The sequence below is a fragment of the Microbispora siamensis genome, assembly GCF_016863095.1.
Taxonomy (GTDB): domain Bacteria; phylum Actinomycetota; class Actinomycetes; order Streptosporangiales; family Streptosporangiaceae; genus Microbispora; species Microbispora siamensis.
Genome location: NZ_BOOF01000005.1, coordinates 111,758 through 131,806 on the forward strand (window position 1 = coordinate 111,758; position 20,049 = coordinate 131,806).

21 protein-coding genes are annotated in these 20,049 nt (G+C 72.3%); 8 read left to right on the forward strand and 13 right to left on the reverse strand.

Annotated elements, in window-relative coordinates:
• Positions 1–244: 244 nt before the first annotated feature.
• A complete protein-coding gene (locus Msi02_RS07060; RefSeq protein ID WP_204047604.1) occupies positions 245–1,141 on the forward strand; it encodes a tyrosinase family protein in 897 nt (298 codons plus the stop codon).
• Between the two features lie 132 nt (positions 1,142–1,273).
• Positions 1,274–2,110: a class II glutamine amidotransferase gene (locus Msi02_RS07065; protein WP_204047605.1), complete on the forward strand. Its 837-nt coding sequence runs from the start codon at positions 1,274–1,276 to the stop codon at positions 2,108–2,110.
• A gap of 159 nt (positions 2,111–2,269) precedes the next feature.
• Here the strand turns inward: Msi02_RS07065 and Msi02_RS07070 are convergent, their stop codons facing one another.
• The 3 genes from Msi02_RS07070 to ligD form a co-directional block, all read right to left on the reverse strand.
• Positions 2,270–2,557 (reverse strand): hypothetical protein, encoded by a 288-nt coding sequence (locus Msi02_RS07070; protein WP_204047606.1) that lies wholly within the window; start codon positions 2,555–2,557, stop codon positions 2,270–2,272.
• A 72-nt stretch (positions 2,558–2,629) separates the two neighbouring features.
• Positions 2,630–2,797 carry a hypothetical protein gene (locus Msi02_RS07075; protein WP_179155052.1) on the reverse strand — a complete coding sequence of 56 codons (168 nt, stop codon included), beginning with the start codon at positions 2,795–2,797 and terminating at the stop codon, positions 2,630–2,632.
• 248 nt (positions 2,798–3,045) lie between these two features.
• Positions 3,046–4,041 (reverse strand): non-homologous end-joining DNA ligase, encoded by a 996-nt coding sequence (gene ligD / locus Msi02_RS07080; protein WP_204047607.1) that lies wholly within the window; start codon positions 4,039–4,041, stop codon positions 3,046–3,048.
• Positions 4,042–4,453: 412 nt separating this feature from the next.
• Here ligD and msrB point away from each other — a divergent pair, with 412 nt between their 5' ends.
• Positions 4,454–4,855, forward strand: a complete 402-nt coding sequence (gene msrB / locus Msi02_RS07085) for a peptide-methionine (R)-S-oxide reductase MsrB (protein ID WP_204047608.1) — start codon at positions 4,454–4,456, stop codon at positions 4,853–4,855.
• Between the two features lie 3 nt (positions 4,856–4,858).
• Here msrB and Msi02_RS07090 read toward each other — a convergent pair whose 3' ends face one another.
• Positions 4,859–5,386, reverse strand: a complete 528-nt coding sequence (locus Msi02_RS07090) for a hypothetical protein (RefSeq protein ID WP_204047609.1) — start codon at positions 5,384–5,386, stop codon at positions 4,859–4,861.
• 280 nt (positions 5,387–5,666) lie between these two features.
• Here Msi02_RS07090 and Msi02_RS07095 point away from each other — a divergent pair, with 280 nt between their 5' ends.
• The 3 genes from Msi02_RS07095 to Msi02_RS07105 all read left to right on the forward strand — a co-directional run bounded on the left by Msi02_RS07095 (position 5,667) and on the right by Msi02_RS07105 (position 8,073).
• Positions 5,667–6,689 carry a sensor histidine kinase gene (locus tag Msi02_RS07095; protein WP_204047610.1) on the forward strand — a complete coding sequence of 341 codons (1,023 nt, stop codon included), beginning with the start codon at positions 5,667–5,669 and terminating at the stop codon, positions 6,687–6,689.
• Entirely contained in the window at positions 6,674–7,327 is a 654-nt protein-coding gene (locus tag Msi02_RS07100) for a response regulator (protein WP_204047611.1), read from the forward strand. Before Msi02_RS07095 ends, Msi02_RS07100 begins: the two co-directional genes overlap by 16 nt.
• A gap of 128 nt (positions 7,328–7,455) precedes the next feature.
• Positions 7,456–8,073 (forward strand): hypothetical protein, encoded by a 618-nt coding sequence (locus Msi02_RS07105; protein WP_204047612.1) that lies wholly within the window; start codon positions 7,456–7,458, stop codon positions 8,071–8,073.
• Here Msi02_RS07105 and hemQ read toward each other — a convergent pair.
• Together hemQ and hemG are read right to left on the reverse strand one after the other, a co-directional pair.
• Positions 8,045–8,746: a hydrogen peroxide-dependent heme synthase gene (gene hemQ, locus Msi02_RS07110; protein WP_204047613.1), complete on the reverse strand. Its 702-nt coding sequence runs from the start codon at positions 8,744–8,746 to the stop codon at positions 8,045–8,047. The genes Msi02_RS07105 and hemQ overlap by 29 nt on opposite strands.
• An 86-nt stretch (positions 8,747–8,832) precedes the next feature.
• The gene (hemG, locus tag Msi02_RS07115; protein WP_204047614.1) at positions 8,833–10,263 is read right to left on the reverse strand and encodes a protoporphyrinogen oxidase; all 1,431 of its coding nucleotides are present in this window, start codon (positions 10,261–10,263) and stop codon (positions 8,833–8,835) included.
• Between the two features lie 276 nt (positions 10,264–10,539).
• Between hemG and Msi02_RS07120 the strand changes: the two genes are divergently transcribed.
• A complete protein-coding gene (locus Msi02_RS07120; RefSeq protein ID WP_204047818.1) occupies positions 10,540–11,718 on the forward strand; it encodes an ROK family transcriptional regulator in 1,179 nt (392 codons plus the stop codon).
• 82 nt (positions 11,719–11,800) lie between these two features.
• On the opposite strand, the gene Msi02_RS07125 is transcribed toward Msi02_RS07120, so the two are convergent.
• The 7 genes from Msi02_RS07125 to Msi02_RS07155 are packed head-to-tail and all read right to left on the reverse strand — an operon-like array spanning position 11,801 to position 18,390.
• Positions 11,801–13,126 (reverse strand): alkaline phosphatase family protein, encoded by a 1,326-nt coding sequence (locus tag Msi02_RS07125; protein WP_204047615.1) that lies wholly within the window; start codon positions 13,124–13,126, stop codon positions 11,801–11,803.
• Positions 13,126–14,238: a metabolite traffic protein EboE gene (gene eboE, locus Msi02_RS07130; RefSeq protein WP_204047616.1), complete on the reverse strand. Its 1,113-nt coding sequence runs from the start codon at positions 14,236–14,238 to the stop codon at positions 13,126–13,128. Before eboE ends, Msi02_RS07125 begins: the two co-directional genes overlap by 1 nt.
• A gap of 2 nt (positions 14,239–14,240) precedes the next feature.
• Positions 14,241–15,083 carry a TatD family hydrolase gene (locus tag Msi02_RS07135; RefSeq protein ID WP_204047617.1) on the reverse strand — a complete coding sequence of 281 codons (843 nt, stop codon included), beginning with the start codon at positions 15,081–15,083 and terminating at the stop codon, positions 14,241–14,243.
• A gap of 5 nt (positions 15,084–15,088) precedes the next feature.
• Positions 15,089–15,592: an EboA domain-containing protein gene (locus Msi02_RS07140; RefSeq protein WP_204047618.1), complete on the reverse strand. Its 504-nt coding sequence runs from the start codon at positions 15,590–15,592 to the stop codon at positions 15,089–15,091.
• Entirely contained in the window at positions 15,558–16,409 is an 852-nt protein-coding gene (locus Msi02_RS07145) for a sugar phosphate isomerase/epimerase family protein (RefSeq protein WP_239108194.1), read from the reverse strand. Before Msi02_RS07145 ends, Msi02_RS07140 begins: the two co-directional genes overlap by 35 nt.
• A complete protein-coding gene (locus tag Msi02_RS07150) occupies positions 16,406–17,251 on the reverse strand; it encodes an SCO3242 family prenyltransferase (RefSeq protein WP_204047619.1) in 846 nt (281 codons plus the stop codon). The genes Msi02_RS07145 and Msi02_RS07150 overlap by 4 nt, the downstream gene beginning before the upstream one ends.
• On the reverse strand, positions 17,248–18,390 hold the full coding sequence (locus Msi02_RS07155; protein WP_204047620.1) for an inositol-3-phosphate synthase: 1,143 nt from the start codon (positions 18,388–18,390) through the stop codon (positions 17,248–17,250). Before Msi02_RS07155 ends, Msi02_RS07150 begins: the two co-directional genes overlap by 4 nt.
• A gap of 499 nt (positions 18,391–18,889) precedes the next feature.
• On the opposite strand from Msi02_RS07155, the gene Msi02_RS07160 reads away from it, so the two are divergent.
• The gene (locus tag Msi02_RS07160; RefSeq protein WP_204047621.1) at positions 18,890–20,032 is read left to right on the forward strand and encodes a sugar phosphate isomerase/epimerase family protein; all 1,143 of its coding nucleotides are present in this window, start codon (positions 18,890–18,892) and stop codon (positions 20,030–20,032) included.
• Positions 20,033–20,049 lie beyond the last annotated feature (17 nt).

Sequence of the window (20,049 nt, forward strand, 5' to 3'; positions counted from 1 at the left end):
GAGTGAGCGGTGAGGAACGAGCCGCTCGCAAAGCGAACGAGGAGCTGGTGAACGAGTCACGGAACACCGCACCGACAACGCCGCCGCGACGCCCCGTGCCCACCGCCGTCACGACCACGGCCGACACGGCGCCAAATGCGGCGGTCCGGCGGCCTCGTCGTTCTAATCTTTCCGCCGATCGGAACAGGCCACGGAATCCGGTGATATTCGGGGGGCGGAAATGCGTGGGCCGAGCAGGCGGGAGATGCTGGCATCGGCGGTGTGGGGCACGGCGGCGATCGCATTGGGGGTGCGCGGGACGGCGGCGCACGCGGACCCGGCCCCGCCGCCGGCCCGCCGGCGGGCCGGGGACACGACCACCAGCGGGCGGGCCGACGGCATGAGCACCCGCCGACGGGTCGGCGACATGAGTACCGAGCAGTGGGAGGCGTTCGTCGGGGCGGTGCGCGCGCTTAAGGCGCGGGGGACCTACGACGCGCTGGTCAAGGCCTACGCGGACGACTTCACCGTCACCCACGCCAACGGCTTCTTCCTGCCCTGGCAGCGCAGATACCTTCTGGAATTCGAGCGGGCGCTCCGGCGTGTCGATCCGGCCGTATGCGTGCCGTACTGGGACTGGCCCCTCGACGGCCGGGCGCCGGAGCGCTCGGCGGTGCTGTCCACGGCGTATTTCGGCGGAAACGGCAGTGCAAAGCGCGATCAGGCCGTGCTCGACGGCGCGTTCGCCGGGTGGACCGCCAAAGTCCCGCGGGTTCATCCGCTCCGCCGTTCCTACGCCGACGGCGGGAAGATTCCCCCATGGGCCTCGCCCGATCTCATTGCGAACATGCTGAAAAATCCGGATTTCCAGGTGTTCAACATGCAACTGGAGATCCATATCGGCGCGGTGCTGATGGGCATCGGGGGCGACCTGGCCCAGCCCGTCGCCCCGAACGACCCCCTGTACTGGGTCGTCGCCTGCTTCGGCGACCTGCTGTGGCACATGTGGCGCTCCCGCCATCCGAAGGCCCCGGTGCGGTCGGCGTACGGGAACGTCACAGAGGAGAGCCGCCTGCCCCGGTACGGCGACACGGTCACGGCCGTCCTCGACATCGAGAAGCTGGGCTACCGCTACGACGACATGTGGCCGCGGTCGCGCTGACGCCGGGTACATCCCCGGAATGCGCCTCGCCACGCGTACGGACCTGCCCGCGGGGGAACGGCATCCATCGAGGCCGTCGCGGCCCACCCGTACGGGACGCCGGACGAGCTTGTGTGACGGGGGTCAGGACACATGTGCCGCTGGCTGGCCTACTGCGGCTCTCCGATCGCTCTGGAGAAACTGCTCTACGAGCCGGAGCACTCGCTGATCGACCAGAGTCTCCACGCCAGGTACGGCAAGGAGACGGTGAACGGCGACGGGTTCGGCGTCGGCTACTACGGCGACGGCGGCCTGCCGCCCGCGGTGTTCAAGGACACCAAGCCCGCGTGGGGCGACCGCAACCTCCGCGAACTCGCCCGCCATGTCCGGTCGCCGCTGTTCATGGCGCACGTGCGCGCGTCTTCCGGAACGGCGATACAACAGACGAACTGCCATCCGTTCAGGTACGGCCCATGGCTGTGGATGCACAACGGCGCGATCTCGGAGTTCGGCCGCGTCAAACGGGACCTCGTCATGGCCATCGCCCCGGATCTGTTCCCGGCGATCGAGGGGTCCACGGACTCCGAGGTCATGTTCTACCTGGCGCTCACGTTGGGGCTGCCGGAGGACCCGCCGGGGGCGGTGGAGCGGATGGCCGGCCTCGTGGAGCGGACAGGGCGGAGACACGACGTGGAGCACCCGCTCCAGATGTCGCTGGCCACGTCGAACGGCGAGCGGCTGCGGTCCTTCCGCTACTCCAGCGACCGTCGTTCGCGGTCGCTGTTCCACAGCGGGAACACCCAGACTCTCCGGCATCTGCATCCGGAGGTCTTCGAGTCCGTGGAGCTCTCCGACGACGCCGGGATCGTCGTGTCGGAACCCCTGCGCGACCTGCCCGGCCTGTGGCTGGAGGTTCCGGAGTCAACGTACACGGTCGTCGAACCCGGCGTCTTCGAGATGCATGCCTTCAGCCCGGCGGCGCCTGAATGAGACAGGCGACGGAGAGGAGAGCGGCCGCGCCATAGCGGCCCCGCTTCTCCCGCAATCGAGACAGGCGGGGCCGCTCCGCGTTCCGATCGGTTTCCGGGGTGCCCGGCGGCGTGACCGGAGGCGCGTGCCTCGCTCGTGGCGAGACGAACGCGACGCGCGTCAGGCCCGGGACGTCGTGGCGCGGGCCCGGCCGGTCGTCTGGCCGACGGTCTCCCTCTCCCGCTCCTGCTTCTCCTGCTGGCGAGCGGTCCTGGAGATGTCCTCCAGCTCGTGCGCGGTCTCCTCGAACTCCTGGGCGGCCTCACGGCTCATCCTGCTCACGATCCTGCGGCCGCGGACGGCCATGTCCTCGTACACCTCGTTGGCCTTGGCCAGGGCGTACGGGCCGACGCCCGCGAGGGCGCAGAACGGCTTGGACATCGTGATCCTCTTGACCGGTGTTGTCACTTGGTCACTCTCCATACATATCGGTCTGGCGGCGGCTTCCACCTGTTCCGGTCGGGGGAAAACGGCCCGGCGTCAGGAAGGTGGCGTGCCGAGGGCTTCCATCCCGGACCTGATGTTGTCGGCGGCCTGCTCCGGGCTGATGTCCGCGGCCCTGGAGGCCTTCCGCAGATCCGTCCAGGTGATGTGGTCGGGATTCCCGTGGTCGTCGTCAGGCTCGCCGCAGCCGCAGCTCAGGCACATCCGGGTGTCTCCCCCCGCTCGGTCTTGTGCAAAACGGCCCCGCCCTCGGCAGCGGTGCGAGGGCGAGGCTTTCGGGTGTTCCAGGTTCGTCCGTATGCGGTCTTGCCCGGGGACGAGCGCCCGCTCCCCCGTCGGCGAGCGCTCGCCAGGACCATCCCCGCACCCGTCTCCAGGGACACCGGGCGGGAATGCAAGAGCCGATCAAGAGCAGAGACAGGCGGACAAAAACGTCACCCGCCGGGTCACGATCAGCTGGACGGCCTCGCCTTGCTCGGCTGCACGCGCCTCGGCTCTCCGGGCATCTTCGGGTAGTTCGGCGGGTACGGCATGTCGCCCCGGTCGTCGGCGTCGTACCACTCCAGCAGCGTGCCGATGTCGTGGGCCCGGTCGTCGATCGCCCGCTGCACGTCGCCCAGCTTGGCGAACCGCTCCGGCATCGTCCTGATGTCGAAGTCGCGCGGGTCGCAGTCGGCCAGCTCCTCCCACGTCACGGGGGCGGAGACCCGGGCGTCGGGCCGCGCCCGGACCGAGTAGGCGGCCACCACCGTGCGGTCGCGGGCGTTCTGGTTGTAGTCGATGAAGACCTTCTCCCCCCGCTCCTCCTTCCACCAGGCGCTCGTCGCGAGGTCCGAGCGCCGCTCGACCTCGCGAGCGAAGGCGATCGCGGCGTAGCGCACCTCGGTGAAGGTCCAGCGGGGCTCGATGCGCACGTTCACGTGGATGCCGCGGCTGCCCGAGGTCTTGGGGAAGCCCGTCATGCCCAGCTCGCCGAGGATCTCCTTGGCCGTGAAGGCCACCGTACGGGCCTGTTCGAAGGAGGTGCCGGGCTGCGGGTCGATGTCGATGCGCAGCTCGTCGGGATGGTCCAGGTCGGCGCGGCGGGCGTGCCACGGGTGGAAGTCGATCGTGCCGAGGTTGGCGCACCACGCGATGGCGGCCACCTCGGTCGGGCAGAACGCGTCGGCGGTGCGCCCGCTGGGGAAGCGCACGGTGACGGTCTCGATCCAGTCGGGATGCCGGGGCATCCGCTTCTGGTAGATCGCCTCGGTGCCGACGCCGTCGGGGTGCCGCTTGAGGTAGGTCGGCCGCTCCCGCAGGGCGCGCAGCACGCCGTCCCCCACGCTCACGTAGTACTCCACCAGATCGCGCTTGGTGGCGCCGATCTCCAGGAAGTAGACCTTGTCTGGATTGGTGACCTTGACCGTGCGGCCACCCACCTCTATCTCGATGTACGGCGAAGCCATGCACGTGACCCTACCCAGGGAGGAGGGGGTCCGTCCCGGGCTGCCGACGGCGGCCGGACCGGGCGCTCCCACGGCCGCGCTCTTCCGGCGCAGGCTCGTGGTCGCGTACGGCGCGCTCGCGTTCGGACGGCGCCGCACGCGACGGGACGGACCACACGGCCGCCCGCGGGCGGCCTCCTCTCACCGTCCGGCGGCGTCCAGCACGGGTCGGGTGCTTCGCCGCCCTGACGGCGGTGCGGGTGACCGCCCCCGCGCGGGTGACGGCGATCAACCCCCTCGTCTGTGAAGACGCAGGCGGACCCGGGAAAGGATGCCTCGACCCGCGAACACGTGCAGGGAAGATCCCGGGCGTCCGTGGAGTTCCTCACTTCGTAATCCCCGCGAGGGGCCGCCGAAGGCAGGGTGGTGAGCCATGGAGAAGGTCATCAAGAGCGACGCCGAGTGGCGCGAGCAGCTTTCCCCCGAGGAGTACCGGGTCCTCCGGCAGGCGGGGACCGAGCGCCCGTTCAGCGGCGAGTACGTGGACACCAAGACCGTCGGGGTCTACTCCTGCCGCGCCTGCGGGGCGGAGCTGTTCCGGTCGGAAACCAAGTTCGAGTCGCACTGCGGCTGGCCGTCGTTCTACGAGCCGTCCGAGTCCGACGCCGTGACGCTGCACGAGGACGACTCACTCGGCATGCGCCGGGTGGAGGTCCGCTGCGCGCGCTGCGACTCGCACCTCGGGCACGTGTTCCACGGCGAGGGCTACCCCACGCCGACCGACGACCGGTACTGCATCAACTCCGTCTGCCTGACCCTGCGGCCGGCCGGGTGACGCCTACTTCTTCGGCTTGGGGTAGGTGACCCGGCAGTCGTCGTCGTCCGGGCCGAGGACGTTGGCGAGGACGGGGTTGCCGTTCTCGCCGAACCTGGACTGGACGAACACCACGGGGTTGGCCTCCCCCCGCTCGGCCAGGTACTCCAGGCCGCGCTTGCACAGCGTGATCGCGGCCTTGGAGTTGTCGGCGTTCTCGGGGAGGTTCGTGTAGATGCGCAGGTAGCGGCCGGTGGTGCGGATGTCCTTGACCCGCTTGGCGGTCTTGTCGTTCCACCTGCTGCGGAAGTAGGCCTCCGCCGTGATGTCGGTGTACTTCGACGGTCCCGACGCCTTCTTCTCGGCCGACTTCTTGTCCCGCTTCTTGGTCGCCTTCTTGTCGGTGTCGACGCTGGCGACGGTCAGCTCGCCGGCCGGGGAGGCCTGCGGCGCGGGCGCGGCGACCACGTGGCCGGGGGCCGCGTCGGAACGCGACAGCGGCCAGGCGATCGCGACGGCTCCGACGGCGAAGGCGGCCACCCCGATGGACACCTCGACGACGTGCGAACGGGCCCGCCTCTTACGGCGGCGCCCCCTGGAACGTGCCAGCCCGCTTGCCACTCTGCCTCACATCAACGTCGATCCTTCGTCACAGTATGGCAAAGACTTCGAGGCGCCAAGACCGTTTCCGACGCTTCGCGCAAGATCCGCCACAATGTCCCTTCTGAACGGCTCCTGTCCCTCGCCTGCTGCCCGGTGCCGGCGTGCCGTTCATCCTGGCCCTGCCGGCCTGCGTCGGCGTGGCGATGCTCCGCCACGACCTGTACGGGGCGTGGCGGTCGTGGTCGAGCCGCTGCACCGCTGGCTGCGCCGGGCCTCCGGTCGCATCCTGTACGGCGGCGGAGCCGACCCCGAGGCCGTCCACGCCCGGCTGGGCGCCCGCCTGGCCGCGACCTCGGAGCCCGGGGAGATCCTCGCCGCCGCCGCCGTCGCCGACGCCGTGGCCGAGGCGACCCGGGCCCCCTACGTACGGGCCGAGCTGGGCGCGCCCGGCGAGCCGCTGAGGGTCGTCGAGCGGGGAACACCCGCCCCGCTCGCCGTGTCGGTGCCGCTGCGCTTCCAGGACGAGGTCCTCGGCGCCCTCGGGTCGTCGGGAGGCGACGCTCGGGTGCTCACCCCGCTCGCGTCGCACGCCGGGGCCGCGCTCGCCGCCGCCCACCGCGCCGCAGCGCTGCAGCGCTCGCGGACGCTGCTGGTCACGGCGAGGGAGGAGGAGCGGCGGCGGATCAGCAGGGACCTGCACGACGGGCTGGGCGCCTTCCTCGCGGGCATCGGCTTCACGGTGGACGCCGCGGGCAACGCGCTGAAGGCCGACCCGGAACGGGCGCGCAGCCTGCTGACCCAGATCACGGCCCAGGTGGCCGAGGCGGGGGCGGGCGTACGCCGCCTGGTGCGGGGACTGCGGCCGCCCGAGCTGGCCCAGCTCGGCCTGGCCGGGGCCGTCGAGCACACCGCCGCGACGTTGGGCGACGGCGGGGTCGAGATCGAGATCACGGCCGCGGACGTGAGCGGCCTGCCGGCCGCCGTGGAGGTCACGGCCTACCTGGTGGCCCGCGAGGCGCTGACGAACGCGGTGTGCCACGGCGGCCCCCGCCGCTGCGCCGTACGGCTGGGCCGGGTCGCGGGCGGGTTCGAGCTGAGCGTGAGCGACGACGGGCGGGGGCTCGGGCCGGAGGCCGTCCCGGGAGTTGGGCTGACCTCGATGCGGGAGCGGGTGGAGGAACTGGACGGAAAGCTGACGATCGACGCCGCTTTCGGCGGCGGAACGGTGGTGACCGCATGGATTCCCCTGTGATCAGGCTGCTCGTCGTCGACGATCACCCGGTGGTGCGCGACGGTCTCGGGGCGCTGATGTCGACCGTGGAGGGCATCGAGGTCGTCGCGGTGGCCGAGGACGGCCTGCGGGCGCTCGCGGCCGTCCGCGAGCACTCCCCCGACGTCGTGCTGATGGACATCTCGATGCCGAACATGGACGGCGTCGAGGCGACCCGCCGGCTGTCGGCGGGACCCCGGCCGCCGAGCGTGGTCATGCTCACGATGTCGGACGACGACCTGTCGCTGCTGGCGGCCGTCCGCGCGGGGGCCAGGGGCTACCTGCTGAAGAACGCGGCCCAGGACGACGTGGTCGCCGCGGTGCGCGCGGCGGCCCGGGGGCAGGCCGTCTTCGGGACCGGCGCGGCCGAGGCCGTGATCAAGCTGCTGCACGCGCCGCCCCGCGTCTCCCCGCGGCCGTTCCCCGCGCTCACCGACCGGGAGTACGAGATCCTCGAACTCGTCGCGTCGGGCCTCGGCAACCAGGCGATCGCGGCCCGCCTGGGCGTCAGCCCGAAGACCGTGGCCAACGCCGTCTCCGGCGTCCTCGTCAAGCTCGGCGTACGCGACCGGGCGGAGGCGGTCGCCGCCGCCCGCGCGGCGGGACTCGCCGCGGGCTGAGCCCGTCCGGGCGTCCCGAGGGTCTGGGAGGCGTTCCCGGGCCCGCGGGAACATCGGCTCCTCCTGCCGGGATCGTCGCGGCCCGAATCTGGACGGGCAACGACAGCGCCCTCCCGAGGAGAACAGTCATGGACGCCACCGCGTCGCCCCGCGCTTCCACCACCCCCACCGCGCCGGACGATCGTTCCGTCGCCGGCCGTACCCCTGACGATCGGGCCACGGGCACGGGCGCCCGGCCCGTCGCCGCGGCGGCGGCGCTGACGCTCGGCGTGGCGCAGATCCTGCACACGCAGACGGTGCCGTTCGCCTCCGTGGGCGACTACGTCTGCGAGGGCGCGTACGCCCTCTATCTGACGGCGGCGGTCGCGGCCGTCCTGACCCTGCGCCGGGTCCACGGTCACGCCCCGGGCTGGGGACGGATCGGCGACGCCGGGGCCCTGCTGTACGGCCTCGGCCACGCGGTCGTCGCGATCCCGGTGACCGCCACCTTCGTCCTCGCCACGAACCCGCCGGACCCGCTCGGCGCGCTGTACGCGCCGGGGATCGTGCTGTGGCTGGCCGGCCTGGTCCCGCTGGCGATCGCGGCCTTCCGCTCCGCTGTGGTTCCCCGCCCCGTCGCCGTCGCCCTCCCCGCGACGCTGCCGCTGACGATGGCGCTCGGCGCGGCGGGCCCCCTGGTCGAGGCCCTGACCTGGGCGGTCCTGGGGTGGTCGGTCGTCAGGGCAGCGCGGCGACGAGCTCGCTGACCGGCTTGCGGGTGCCGGTGTAGAAGGGGATCTCGATCCTGGTGTGCCGCCGCGCCTCGGCTCCGCGCAGGTGGCGCATCAGGTCGACGATGCGGTGCAGCTCGTCGGCTTCGAAGGCCAGCATCCACTCGTAGTCGTTGAGCGCGAAGCAGGCGACCGTGTTCGACCGCACGTCGGGGTAGTCGCGGGCCATCTTGCCGTGCTCGGCGAGCATCCTGCGCCGCTCGGAGTCCTCCAGCAGGTACCACTCCAGGGACCGTACGAAGGGGTAGACGCAGACGAAGCCCCTGGGCTCCTCCTCGGCGAGAAAGGCCGGGATGTGGGACTTGTTGAACTCGGCCGGGCGGTGCAGGGCCATGGCCGACCAGACCGGCTCGCTCGCGCGCCCGAGGGCGGTGCGGCGAAAGCGGGTGTAGGTCTCCTGCAGGTCCTCGGGCGAGGGGGCGTGCCACCAGAACATGAAGTCGGCGTCGGCGCGGAACCCGGCGACGTCGTAGCAGCCTCGGGTCGTCACGTCCTTGCCGGCCACCTGCGCGAGCAGTTCCTCGACCTCGTCGGCCACGCCCTCGCGGGCGGCGGGAAGCTGGTCGCGCAGCCGGAAGACCGACCACATGGTGTATCGGATGACCAGGTTGAGATCGCGTGCCTTGGGCCGCGGGGCAGGCTCCGTCATGCCTCCATTCTGCCGGTAGGAGGCGGTGGTCCGGCCGCCGGGTGCCGCCGATCAGGCGCACCGGCGGCCGGCGCCCACGCGGCCGGTCAGGCTTCGGAGGCCGGCGCGCCGTGGGCGTCCCGCAGGTGCTCGATGACGAGCTTGGCGGCGGTGCGGGCGGTCGCGACGCAGGCCGGGATGCCGACTCCCTCGTACGCGGCGCCGCAGACGGCGAGGCCGGGCTGCCCGGCGATCGCGGCGCGCACGCGGGCGATCCGGTCGAGGTGGCCCACGTCGTACTGCGGGAGCGAACCGCCCCAGCGGGTCACCCGGGTGTCGAGCGGCAGGCCCCGCACGCCCATGATCTCGGCCATCTCGTTCATGGCCAGGGCGGTCAGCTCGGCGTCGTCGCGCTGGAGCACGAGTTCCTCGCCCAGGCGGCCGAGCGAGCACCGCACGATCACGACGTTGCGGTCGGCCTCGGCCAGGTGGGGCCACTTGACGCTGCTGAACGTCGCGGCCTTGACCGGCCTGCCCTCGACCGGCGGCACGAGGTAGCCGCTGCCCTCCGGCGGCTCGGGGAAGGCCGTCCTGGGGTAGGCGAGGGTGACGATCGCCATGCTGGCGTACTCGATCCCGGCCAGTTCGGCCGCCGCCCTGGGCACCTCGCGCCCGAGCAGGCGGGAGGCGGGCCGCGCGGGGACCGCCAGGACGACGGCGTCGGCGTCGATCGTCTCCTCGTCCCTGGTGGGACCGGTGACCAGCCGCCAGCCGTCCGACGTGCGGATCAGGTCGCGCACGGTGACGCCGGTGCGGATCTGCGCGCCGGATTCCTTCGCCACCGCCTCGGGCAGCGCGCCCAGGCCGGTCCTGAGCGTGGTGAAGACCGGCCCGGCGTCCGCGGGGGCCTCCGCGGTGATGCTCCTGGCCGCCTGCAGCAGCGACCGCTCGGTGCGGGCGACGGCGGCGATCCGCGGCATGGTGGCGTCCAGCGACAGCATGTCGGCCCGGCCCGCGTACACGCCGCCGAGCAGCGGCTCGACCAGCCGATCGACGACCTCGCTCCCCATCCGGGCCCGGATGTACGCCGCGACGGAGACGTCGCCGGTCACGAGCGTAGGCGGCAGGAACTGGTCGAGCGGCACCCGGGCGAGGCCGCCCGGCGACAGGATGCCCGAGCGCGCGAGGGCGACCACGTCCGAGGGGACGCCCATGACCTGCTGCCGGGGCAGCGGGCGCAGCGACCCGCGCGACAGGACGGCGGCCCGGGTCGTGCCGGGGTCCACCAGGTCGTCTCCGAGGCCGGCCAGCCGGGCCAGTTCCTTGCCCTCCGGCCGCCGCGCAAGCATCGACTCGGCGCCCGCGTCGACCTCCACTCCCGCCACCTGCGAGGCGTACAGCTTGCCGCCGACTCTCGACGCCGCCTCCAGCACTGTGATCCGCAGGCCGGCGTCGGCCCGGTTCAGGTACAGCGCCGCGGCCAGACCCGCGATGCCCCCGCCGACGACGACCACATGACGACCCGCAATCCCGTCCATGGGGAAAAGCTACCGGCCCGTACGCCCGGGTCCCGCACCGGCGCGGGGCGTGTCCGCCGCGAAGCGGGGAACCTCGCCGCCACCGAGGGAGCACGGATCGTCACGCATCGGAACACTGCTCAACAAAGCCGTCAGGAACGCAAGATTCTCAGAAACTTTTCACCTGTAGGGCAAAAAGTAAGGGTTCGCTGTAATAAAGTTGTTGTAGTCAGAGCAGAAGTACAGTCACTTCTGGCACGCACCCGATTCCCCGACCAGAAGAGCGGCGTGAAGCGAATGACGGCTCGCCCCGAGAACCCGCACCAGGCGCGGATCCTGCGCCTCCTGCGTCAGGACGGCGCGCGCTCGCGTGCCGAACTCGGCGAGGTGGCCCGTCTGTCACCGTCGAAGCTCGCGCTCGAGCTCGACCGGCTCACCAAGCTGAACCTCCTCGAATCGGGCGGGCTCGCGGCCTCGCGGGGCGGCCGGCGGTCGGGCATCGTACGGATCGCCTCACACCTGCGTTTCGTCGGCATCGACATCGGCGCCACGTCCATCGACGTGGGGGTCACCAACGGCGAGCTGGAGGTGCTCGGCCACCTGTCGAAGCCCGCGGACGTGCGGGACGGCCCCGAGGCGGTGCTGGAGCAGGCCCTCGAGCTCGTCGGCAAGCTGCGGACCGGCGAGACGACCGAGATCCACGGCGTCGGGATCGGCGTCCCCGGCCCGGTGAGCTTCCTCGACAGGACCCCGGTCTCGCCCCCGATCATGCCGGGCTGGGACCGCTTCCCGGTGCGGGAGACACTGAGCCGCGAGTTCGGCTGCCCGGTGCTCGTGGACAACGACGTGAACATCATGGCACTCGGCGAGCTGCACGCGGGCCTCGCCAGGGCCGTCGGCGACTTCCTGCTCGTGAAGATCGGCACCGGCGTCGGCTGCGGCATCGTGGTCGACGGCGAGATCTACCGCGGGGTGACCGGCAGCGCCGGCGACATCGGCCACATCCGGGTGTCCGACGACGGCCCGCTGTGCACGTGCGGCAACACCGGCTGCCTCGAGGCGTACTTCGGCGGCGCGGCGCTGGCGCGTGACGCCCGGGCCGCGGCGGAGTCGGGCGACTCCCCCTTCCTCGCGGACCGGCTCGCCCATGAGGGCACGCTGACCGCGGAGGACGTCGCCGCGGCGGCGGCCTCGGGTGACGCCGCCGCCGTACGGATGATCCGCGAGGGCGGACGGCACGTGGGCATCGTGCTGGCCTCGCTGGTGAGCTTCTTCAACCCCGGCCTGGTGATCATCGGAGGCGGGGTGGCCGGTCTGGGCCACGCGCTGCTCGCGGAGATCCGCAGCGTCGTCTACCAGCGCTCGCTGCCGCTGGCGACCGGCAACCTGCCCATCGTCTTGTCCGAGCTCGGCGACACGGCCGGGATCATCGGGGCGACCCGCCTGATCAGCGACCACGTCTTCTCGGTCGAGTGAGCACGCGGCCCCGCGGCCCCCTTCAGAACGCCGGACGGCCGCCGCCCCCGAGGGGGACGGCGGCCGTCTTCACATCACAGGCTCAGCCCTTCAGCAGCTGCGTGAGCAGACCCTTGACCTCGGTCGCGGCGTAGGCGTCCCTGTCGAAGGGGCCGAGCAGCACCGGCCCGTCCGCCGCCGCGTCGGGCAGGCGGCCGTGGCTGCCGCGCACCGGCTCGGGGTCGAGCGGCACGACCGACATCATGTAGCGCATGCCCAGCTTCTTGCGGGCCAGCGCCGTGCCGGCGCGCAGCTTCACGAGCGGGTCGTTGGGATCCATGAACAGCTCCGCCGGGTCGTATCCGGGCTTGCGGTGGATCTCCACGAGCTTCGCGAAGTCGGGCGCCCGGTCGTCGGACAGCCAGTAGTAGTAGGTGAACCACGCGTCCGGCTCCGCCACGGCGACGAGGTCACCGGCCCGCTCGTGGTCGAGGCCGTACTTCGCCTTGCCCTCCTGGTTGAGGACCTCGTCCACGCCCGGCAGTTCGGCCACGATGTCCCGTACGCGGGGCAGGTCGGCGGGGTCGCGCACGTAGACGTGGGCGACCTGGTGGTCGGCGACCGCGAAGGCCCGCGAGGCCCAGGGGTCGAGATACTCCATGCCGTCCTGGGTGTAGACCTCCAGCAGCCCGGCCCGCCGCAGCGCCCGGTTGACGTCGACCGGGCGGGACGCGTTGGTGATGCCGTACTCCGACAGCACGACCACGGTGGCGTCCTCCCGCAGCAGCGGCGCGAGCGCGGCGTCGACCTCACGGGCCGCCGCGACGGCCTGCGGCGCGTCGGGCCCGAAGCGCTGCAGGTCGTAGTCGAGGTGCGGGACGTAGACCATGAGCAGGTCGGGCCGCTCCTTCGCGAGGATCCGGCGGGCGGCCGCGATGATCCACTTGGACGAGGTGATGCTCGCCGTCGGTCCCCAGTAGGTGAACAGCGGGAACTCGCCCAGCTCGGCCACCAGGTCGTCGTGCAGCGACGGCGGCCTGGTGTAGCAGTCGGGCTCCTTGCGCCCGTCGGCGTAGTAGATCGGGCGCGGGGTGACGATGAAGTCGCTGGAGCCGCCCATGGCGTACCACCAGCAGACGTTGGCCGTGCGGATCCCGGGCACCGCGTCCCACAGCTGCTCGCCCTGGATCAGCCGGTTGTGCTGCCGCCACAGGAAGACCTCGCCCAGGTCGCGGAAGTACCAGCCGTTGCCGACGATGCCGTGGTCGCGCGGCATCGTACCGGTCAGCAGGGTGGCCTGCACCGAGCAGGTCACGGCGGGCAGCACGGGCCGCAGCGACGCGGCGGCGCCGACCTTGGACACGTTCGGCATGTGCGCCAGCAGGCGCGGGGTCAGGCCGACGACGTTCACGACGACGACGGGCGCCATCAGATCTCCTTAAGTCCGAGGGCGGCGAGCCGCCGCCGGGTCCAGTCCAGCTCGGCGGCGATGCCCTCGGCGACGTCCACCGGGCCGGGCAGCACGCTCCAGGTGTAGGTCTCCACCTCGAGGTGCCGGGTGAGCGGCGCGCCCGGGGCAGCCATGAGGCGTTCCAGCAGGTCCTCCAGGTACGGAGTGGTCGTGGTGAGCGGCGGCGGGGGCGCGGCGTGCAGCGGCATGTGGAAGTGCGTGCGCCACGGCAGGTCCACCGGGAGCCCGCCGGCCAGCGCCTCCGGCAGGTCGTCGGCGTACCCGGCCGCGCAGCGCGTCTGGTGGAGATACCGCTCCTCCTCGTACGCCGCCAGCGCCCGCTGGCCGCCCGGCGGCGCCTCGACGGCCGACGAGACCTGGAGCTTGACGATCGGCAGCCCCAGGCCGGCCGCGTCGGCGGCCTCCTCGAGGCCGACGGCCAGGTGGCAGGCGTCCAGGCAGACGCCGAGGTACGCGGGGTCGGTGCCGCCCAGCAGCTCGACCGCCTGCGGGGTGGTCTCCACGATGCAGCCGGGCTCGGGCTCGAAGCCGACGCGGATCGTCTTGCCGGTGCGCTCCGCCAGCGCCCGCAGGCCCCCGGTGAGCGCGTCGAGGTTGGCGGCGACGGCCGCGGCCTTGTCCGGCGTCCAGCCGGTGCGCCAGGCGAGCGGCAGCGTCGAGATCGAGCCCTCGGTCACGTCGTCGGGCAGCAGCGCGGTGAGGATCTCGGCCAGGTCGAGGGTGTAGGCGAGCCGCTGCGGCTCCGCCCAGTCGGGCCGGTACACCCGGAGCTTCACGACCTGGTCGTGGAAGCCCTGGTAGGGGAAGCCGTTGAGGGTGACGACCTCCAGCCCCAGCTCGTCGAGACGGTCACGGAGCCGCGCCAGTTCGCCGGGGTCGGCCCGCAGCGCCCGCGCCGCGCCCGACGACAGCCACAGCCCGAGGCCGAGCACCGGCGCGCCGGTCAGCGCCCGCACCCGGGCGGCGACGCCGGACAGCTGCCCGTGGATCCCGGCGAGGTCCTCGGCGGGGTGGACGTTGGTGCAGTAGGCCAGGTGGACGACGGACCCGGAGGGATGGAGCAGGCGCATGGTCAGCGCGTCCCGCGCAGGATCGTGTTGCCCTCGTAGTCGCCGCCCGACTCGACGTCGTCCAGCGTCAGGCGCCCGCTCTGCCCGTAGAACGCCACCGGGTTCTGCCACAGCACCCGGTCCACGTCCTCGTCGGTGAACCCGGCGGCCAGCATGGCCTCGCCGACCTCGCGGGTCTTGAGCACGTCGCTGCGCCCCCAGTCCGCGGCGGAGTTCACGATCATCCGCTCGGTGCCGTACTCCTTGAGGATCGCCACCATCCGCTGGGGGTCCATCTTGGTGTCGGGGTAGATCGAGAAGCCCATCCAGCACCCGGCCTCGTGGACCATGCCGACGGTCAGCTCGTTGAGGTGGTCGACCAGCACCATGCCGGGGTCCATGCCCTTGACCACATCGAGGGTGCGCCGGGCGCCCGCCGCCTTGTCGCGGTGCGGCGTGTGCACGAGCACCGGCAGGCCGTGCTCCTCGGCGAGCGCGAGCTGGGCCTCGAAGACGCGGTCCTCCTCCGGGGTCATCGAGTCGTAGCCCACCTCGCCGACCGCGACCACCGAGTCCTTCAGCAGGTAGCGGGGCAGCTCGTCGAGCACGCCCGCGCAGCGCGGGTCGTTGGCCTCCTTGGGGTTGAGCGCGAGCGTGCAGTGGTGGCGGATGCCGTACTGCGCGGCGCGGTAGGGCTCCCAGCCCAGCAGCGCGTCGAAGTAGTCGAGGAAGCTGCCGACGTTCGTGCGCGGCTGGCCGAGCCAGAAGGCGGGCTCCACGACGGCGCGGACCCCGGCGGCGTACATGCGCTCGTAGTCGTCCGTCGTGCGGGACGTCATGTGGACGTGGGGGTCGAAGATCCTCATCGGAATCAGAGCCTCTCGAGAACGTCGGGGGGAACGGGACGCCCGGCCGCGCGGCGCTCGGCGGCGAAGTCGGCGAGCATGCGCCGCAGCTCCTCGTCGAACCGGCGGCCGAGGCCCTCGACCGACGCGAGCGGGACGGACATGAAGACGCACTTGAGCACGCCCTGCCGGAAGGCGTGGTCGTCCAGCCAGGCCGAGCCGTACGGGCCGAGCGCGGCGGCGACCAGCCGGGTGTCGTTGGTCCGCAGGGCGTCGTGGACGAGCGGGAGAGCGGCCGGACCGAGGTCGAGCTGCGGAAGCGACTCCAGGATCTCCAGCCGCTCCCCCGCGTCGCCCTGCCAGTAGAGCTTCATGACGGCCGCCGCCGGGTCCGGCAGCGCCTTCCCCAGCGCCCTCAGCAGCTCGGCGCGGGCGCCGGGACCGCCCTCCCGCGCGGCCCGCGGGAACAGCGCGTAGACGGTCTCGGGGTCGCGCTCAACGTCGGCTACGGCCCGCGCCAGCCAGGTCATGTGCCCTCCTCAGGAATTCGATCGACCTTCGCGCCACGTCGGGCGCCGCGTGGCTGTGCCTGGCCAGCTCGACGGCGACCAGGCCGCCGTAGCCGTCGAGGGCGGCGAGCACGGGCGGGAAGTCGATCTCGCCCTCGCCGAACTCGAGATGCTCGTGGACGCCCCGCCGCATGTCCTCGATCTGCACGTGCACCAGGTGCGGCAGCGCCCGCTCGACGCACTCGGGCACGTCGTACGGCTCCAGGCAGCGGCAGTGCCCGATGTCGAGGGTGAGGCCGAACCTCGGGTGCCCTCCGAGCAGGGCGCGCAGCCGTTCGTAACCGGCGAGGTCCGCCACGAGCATGCCCGGCTCGGGCTCGAACCCGAGCGTGACGCCCACGCTGTCGGCCTCTTCGAGCAGGCGCTCGCACTGCCGTACGAGCCGGTCCCACGCCTCGTCCTCGGGCACCTCGGGCGGCCGGATGCCGCTCCACAGGTGCACCACGGGGGCGCCGAGGTCGGCCGCCACCCGCATGGCCCGGCACAGGAAGCGCACGCGCGCCTCGGCCTCGTCGTGCAGCAGGGTCGGGAAGTGCTTGCGCCGGGGGTCGAGGGTGAAACGGCCGCCCGTCTCCACGGCGAGGGCCAGGCCGAGCCGCCCCGCCAGCGCCGCGATCCGCCCGACCTCCGCCGGGGAGGCGCCGGGCATGAGGTGCCCGTGGTCGAGGCTGACCGCCGCGCCGGTGTAGCCCAGGTCGGCGAGCACCTCCAGCGTCTGGTCGAGCGGATGGTCGCGGAAGCCGTTGGTGCAGTAGGCCCAGTTCATGAGCACGCTCACGACGTGGCCACCTTCGCCGACAGCCAGCGCCCGGCCGGCAGCGCGGCCAGCAGCGCCGCCGCCTGGGCGAGCCTGCCCCGCCCGGCCACCGCGGCCGCCTGCAGCGGGATCAGGCCGAGGATGCTCATCCGCACCGCCTGCCGCACCTGCTCGGGGTCGGGGTCGGTGCGCAGCGCCGCCTGGGCCCTTCCAGCGGTGGCGAGGTAGCCGGCGATCATCGCGGCGGCGCCCAGCCTCCCGGTGGTCTCACCGCTCCGGCAGGCGAAGGCGGCAAGCGCCGCGGACGCGCCGGTCGCGGCCAGCGCCTGGGTGACGGTCGCGGGGGTGGCGCCGTCCACCTCGGCGCGGCCGAGCAGGGTGATCCCGTAGGTGTGGGCGCCGACGGCCAGCGCCATGGGGGCGGCCGCCCGCGTGTGCGGGCCCGCCCCGAGCAGGACGTCGAGCACGCGGCAGGCCGCCATCGCGGCCGGGCCCGCCGCCGTGTGCTTGAGACGCAGGTCGTAGGCCCAGGCGGCGCCGGCGAGCAGGCCCGCGAGCGCGAATCCGCGCCGTCCGCCGAAGACCGCGGCGGTGGCCACCCCGGCGCCGGTCAGCGCGGCGGCGAGGCCGAGGGCGCCTTCCGGGCTGATCCGGCCGGAGGGGATGGGCCGTTCCGGCCGCTCCTTCGCGTCGATCTTCCGGTCGGACCAGTCGTTGAGCGCCATTCCGGCCCAGTAGAGCAGCACCGACGCGGCGGCGAGGCCGGGCCGGGCCGATCGCCCGGCCGCCGCAGCACCGGCGAGCGTGTCCCCGGGAACCGACAGCGCGGCGGGCGCGCGGACCAGCTCCAGCCAGGCCCTCACGGCCGCTCCTCCGACAGGGCCTGCGCGAACGCCACCAGCCGGGCGTACTGGGTGGGCAGGTCGTGCCCGGCGCCGCCCAGCGGGTCCTTGAAGAAATAGCCGAGCTCGGGGAGCACGCCGCTGTGCCCGGCCTCGTGCGCCCGCGCGACGAGCCGCACGAGGTCGAGGACGAGCGGGGCGGCCAGCGCCGAGTCGCAGCCCTGCCAGGTGAACTGCATGGTCATCCGGACGCCGAGGAACCCCTCGAACGTGATGTGGTCCCAGGCGGTCTTCCACTCGCCGAGGTCGGCCACGTAGTCGATGTGCGTCAGGCCCTCGACGTCCTCGCCCACGATCGCGGGCACGGCCCGCGCCTTGCTCGCCGACTTGCTCTCCCGTGCGGCGGGGTCGGCCAGCGTGGCGCCGTCGCCGCCGCCGAGGAGGTTGAGCCCCGACCACGAGCGGACCCGCAGCGCGCGGCCGGCGAACATCGGCGCGAGCGCGCTCTTGACCAGCGTCTCCCCGGTCTTGCCGTCGCGTCCCGCGTACGGCAGGCCGCCGCGCCGCGCCAGCTCGTCCAGGGCGGGCGGCGTCGGGCCGGCGGAGGGGGTGAACGCGACGTAGCCGCAGCCGGCCGTGAAGGCCGCGTAGGCGTACAGGGAGCTCGGGGGCAGCACGTCCTGCCCTGACGCCAGCGCCTCCTCGAGGTCGGCGAGCGTGGCGTACGGCACCTCGGCGGGAGGCTCGGTCGACGACACGTCCACCACGACGACGCGGGACAGGCCGTGCCGCTCCCGGAAGTCCGCGATGTCGCCGGCGAGCCGCCGCGCGGCCTCCGCCTGGCTCTCCTCGCCGGGGACGTAGCCGTGCCTGATCTCGGCCTCGGCGGCGTCGAGATCCGCGGCGAGCAGGGTCGTCAGGACGGGAGGGAGCACGCCCGCCTGGGCGAGCAGCTCGGCTCTCTTGCGCAGCGGGGTCGCGACCACGTCGTGACCGCCGAACACCAGGTCGCCCAGGGGGGTGAAGTCCCCCGGGAAGCCCGCGGCCTCGATGACGCAGCCGGTGGGCGGGGCCGCACCCGCGCGAACCGCCGCCGCTCCGACCACCGCCGTGGTCGCGACGGACCCCCGAGCGCCGACCAGCCAGACACCGATGGGCACTGTAACTCTCCCGTCAACTCGGGTATGAAGGATGACCCCGGAACATTCGGATAGTAAGAGGGATCTTTCGTCACTGACAAGCAAAAGTTTCCTGTGAGCTACAGAAAGTTCACCCACCTGCACGGGAACACTTTGCGCGCTCCCGGCTGCCGGCCCGTCGACCCGATAGGCGCGGACGCTCGCAGCCGCCCCCGCCCCTCCGAGCGCTCGCGGATCCTCGAACTTTGTCCTCTCGAAGGAGAAAGTTCAAAAGATCATGAAAAAACTTCTTCCACGTTAGGTAAAAGTGGCGTAACTTGCTCGCCAAGTGCTCCGCACAGTCATGAGGGGTCGGAGTGAGACGAACGGCGGTACCCATGGCAGGACATCCAGTGGTTCTCCGCCACGGCGACGGCCGTCACACCTGACCGTCCCGTCCGCTCCTGAGGAGTCACCAGCGGCGCTCGGCCGCGTCATCCGGGGGATCAAGGTTCTTCACGCAGATGGAGTTAGCAAGACGATGAGTGCGTACGAAGAAGAGATGGAGACGGCCGGCAACCTCGGACGCAGGCTGGGGCTCAACCGCCGCCAGTTCCTCGCGGCCACGACCGGCATGGCGGCGGTCGCCGCCGTGGCCGCGGCCGGTCCGCTCAAGTCGGCCGCGCGGGCGGCGACGGCCGGCGGCAACGGCGTGCTCGTGCCGCCCGGCAAGCGGGGCATCATCCTGTACACGGTCCGCGACGCCATCACCCGCGACCCGCTGTCCAGCAACCTCCCTTCCGGCTTCCGCGCCGTGCTGCAGGAGCTCAGCCGCATCGGCTACAAGCAGGTGGAGTTCGCGGGCTACGCCCAGCACCGCAACGCCGAGGGCGGCGCCAGCCTGGAGAGCGTCGAGGGCGCCCGCCTGCTGCGCACCTGGCTGGACGACAACGGCCTGGAGGCCGAGGGCAACCACGGCTTCATCCCCGGCTCCTGGCCGCTGAGCCAGGCCGACCTCGACCGCTTCAAGCTCCACCTGGAGATCGCCAACATCCTCGGCATGGGCCACGTCGGCACCGGCAGCGACCCGACCGGCAGCGCGTACAAGGCCGACTGGGACGTGGCCGCCGAGAAGTGGAACACGCTCGGCGAGCTCGCCACCGCCGCGGGCCTCAAGCTGTACACCCACAACCACGACGTGGCCTACAGCTTCCTGCTCGACAGCGGCCCGCTCGACGCGCAGGGCCGGCCCACCCGCTCCTCCGGCATCCGCCGCCTCGAGTACTTCCTCTCGCAGACCGACCCGAACAACGTCTGGCTGGAGATGGACATCTTCTGGGCGCACGTGGCCCAGTACAAGTACAAGACCTACACCGCGCCCGACGGCTCCACCCAGACGCAGGTCTTCAACCCGCTCGGCGTCGTGCAGGCCCAGACGATGCGGTTCCCGCTGTTCCACGCCAAGGACGGCAAGATCAACACCGGCACCTCCAACGGCTACGACATGGTTCCGTTCGGCACCGGCGACATCGACTACAAGAGCTTCTTCTCCCAGATGGGCGCCAAGGGCTACCACAACCCGATGTACGAGCAGGACAACGCCCCCGGCGGCACGGCCAACCCGGCGCAGTCGCTGCAGTACGCGGAACTGAGCTACAACAACATCGCCAAGCTCCGCGGCTGAGGCCGAGGCCCACCCGA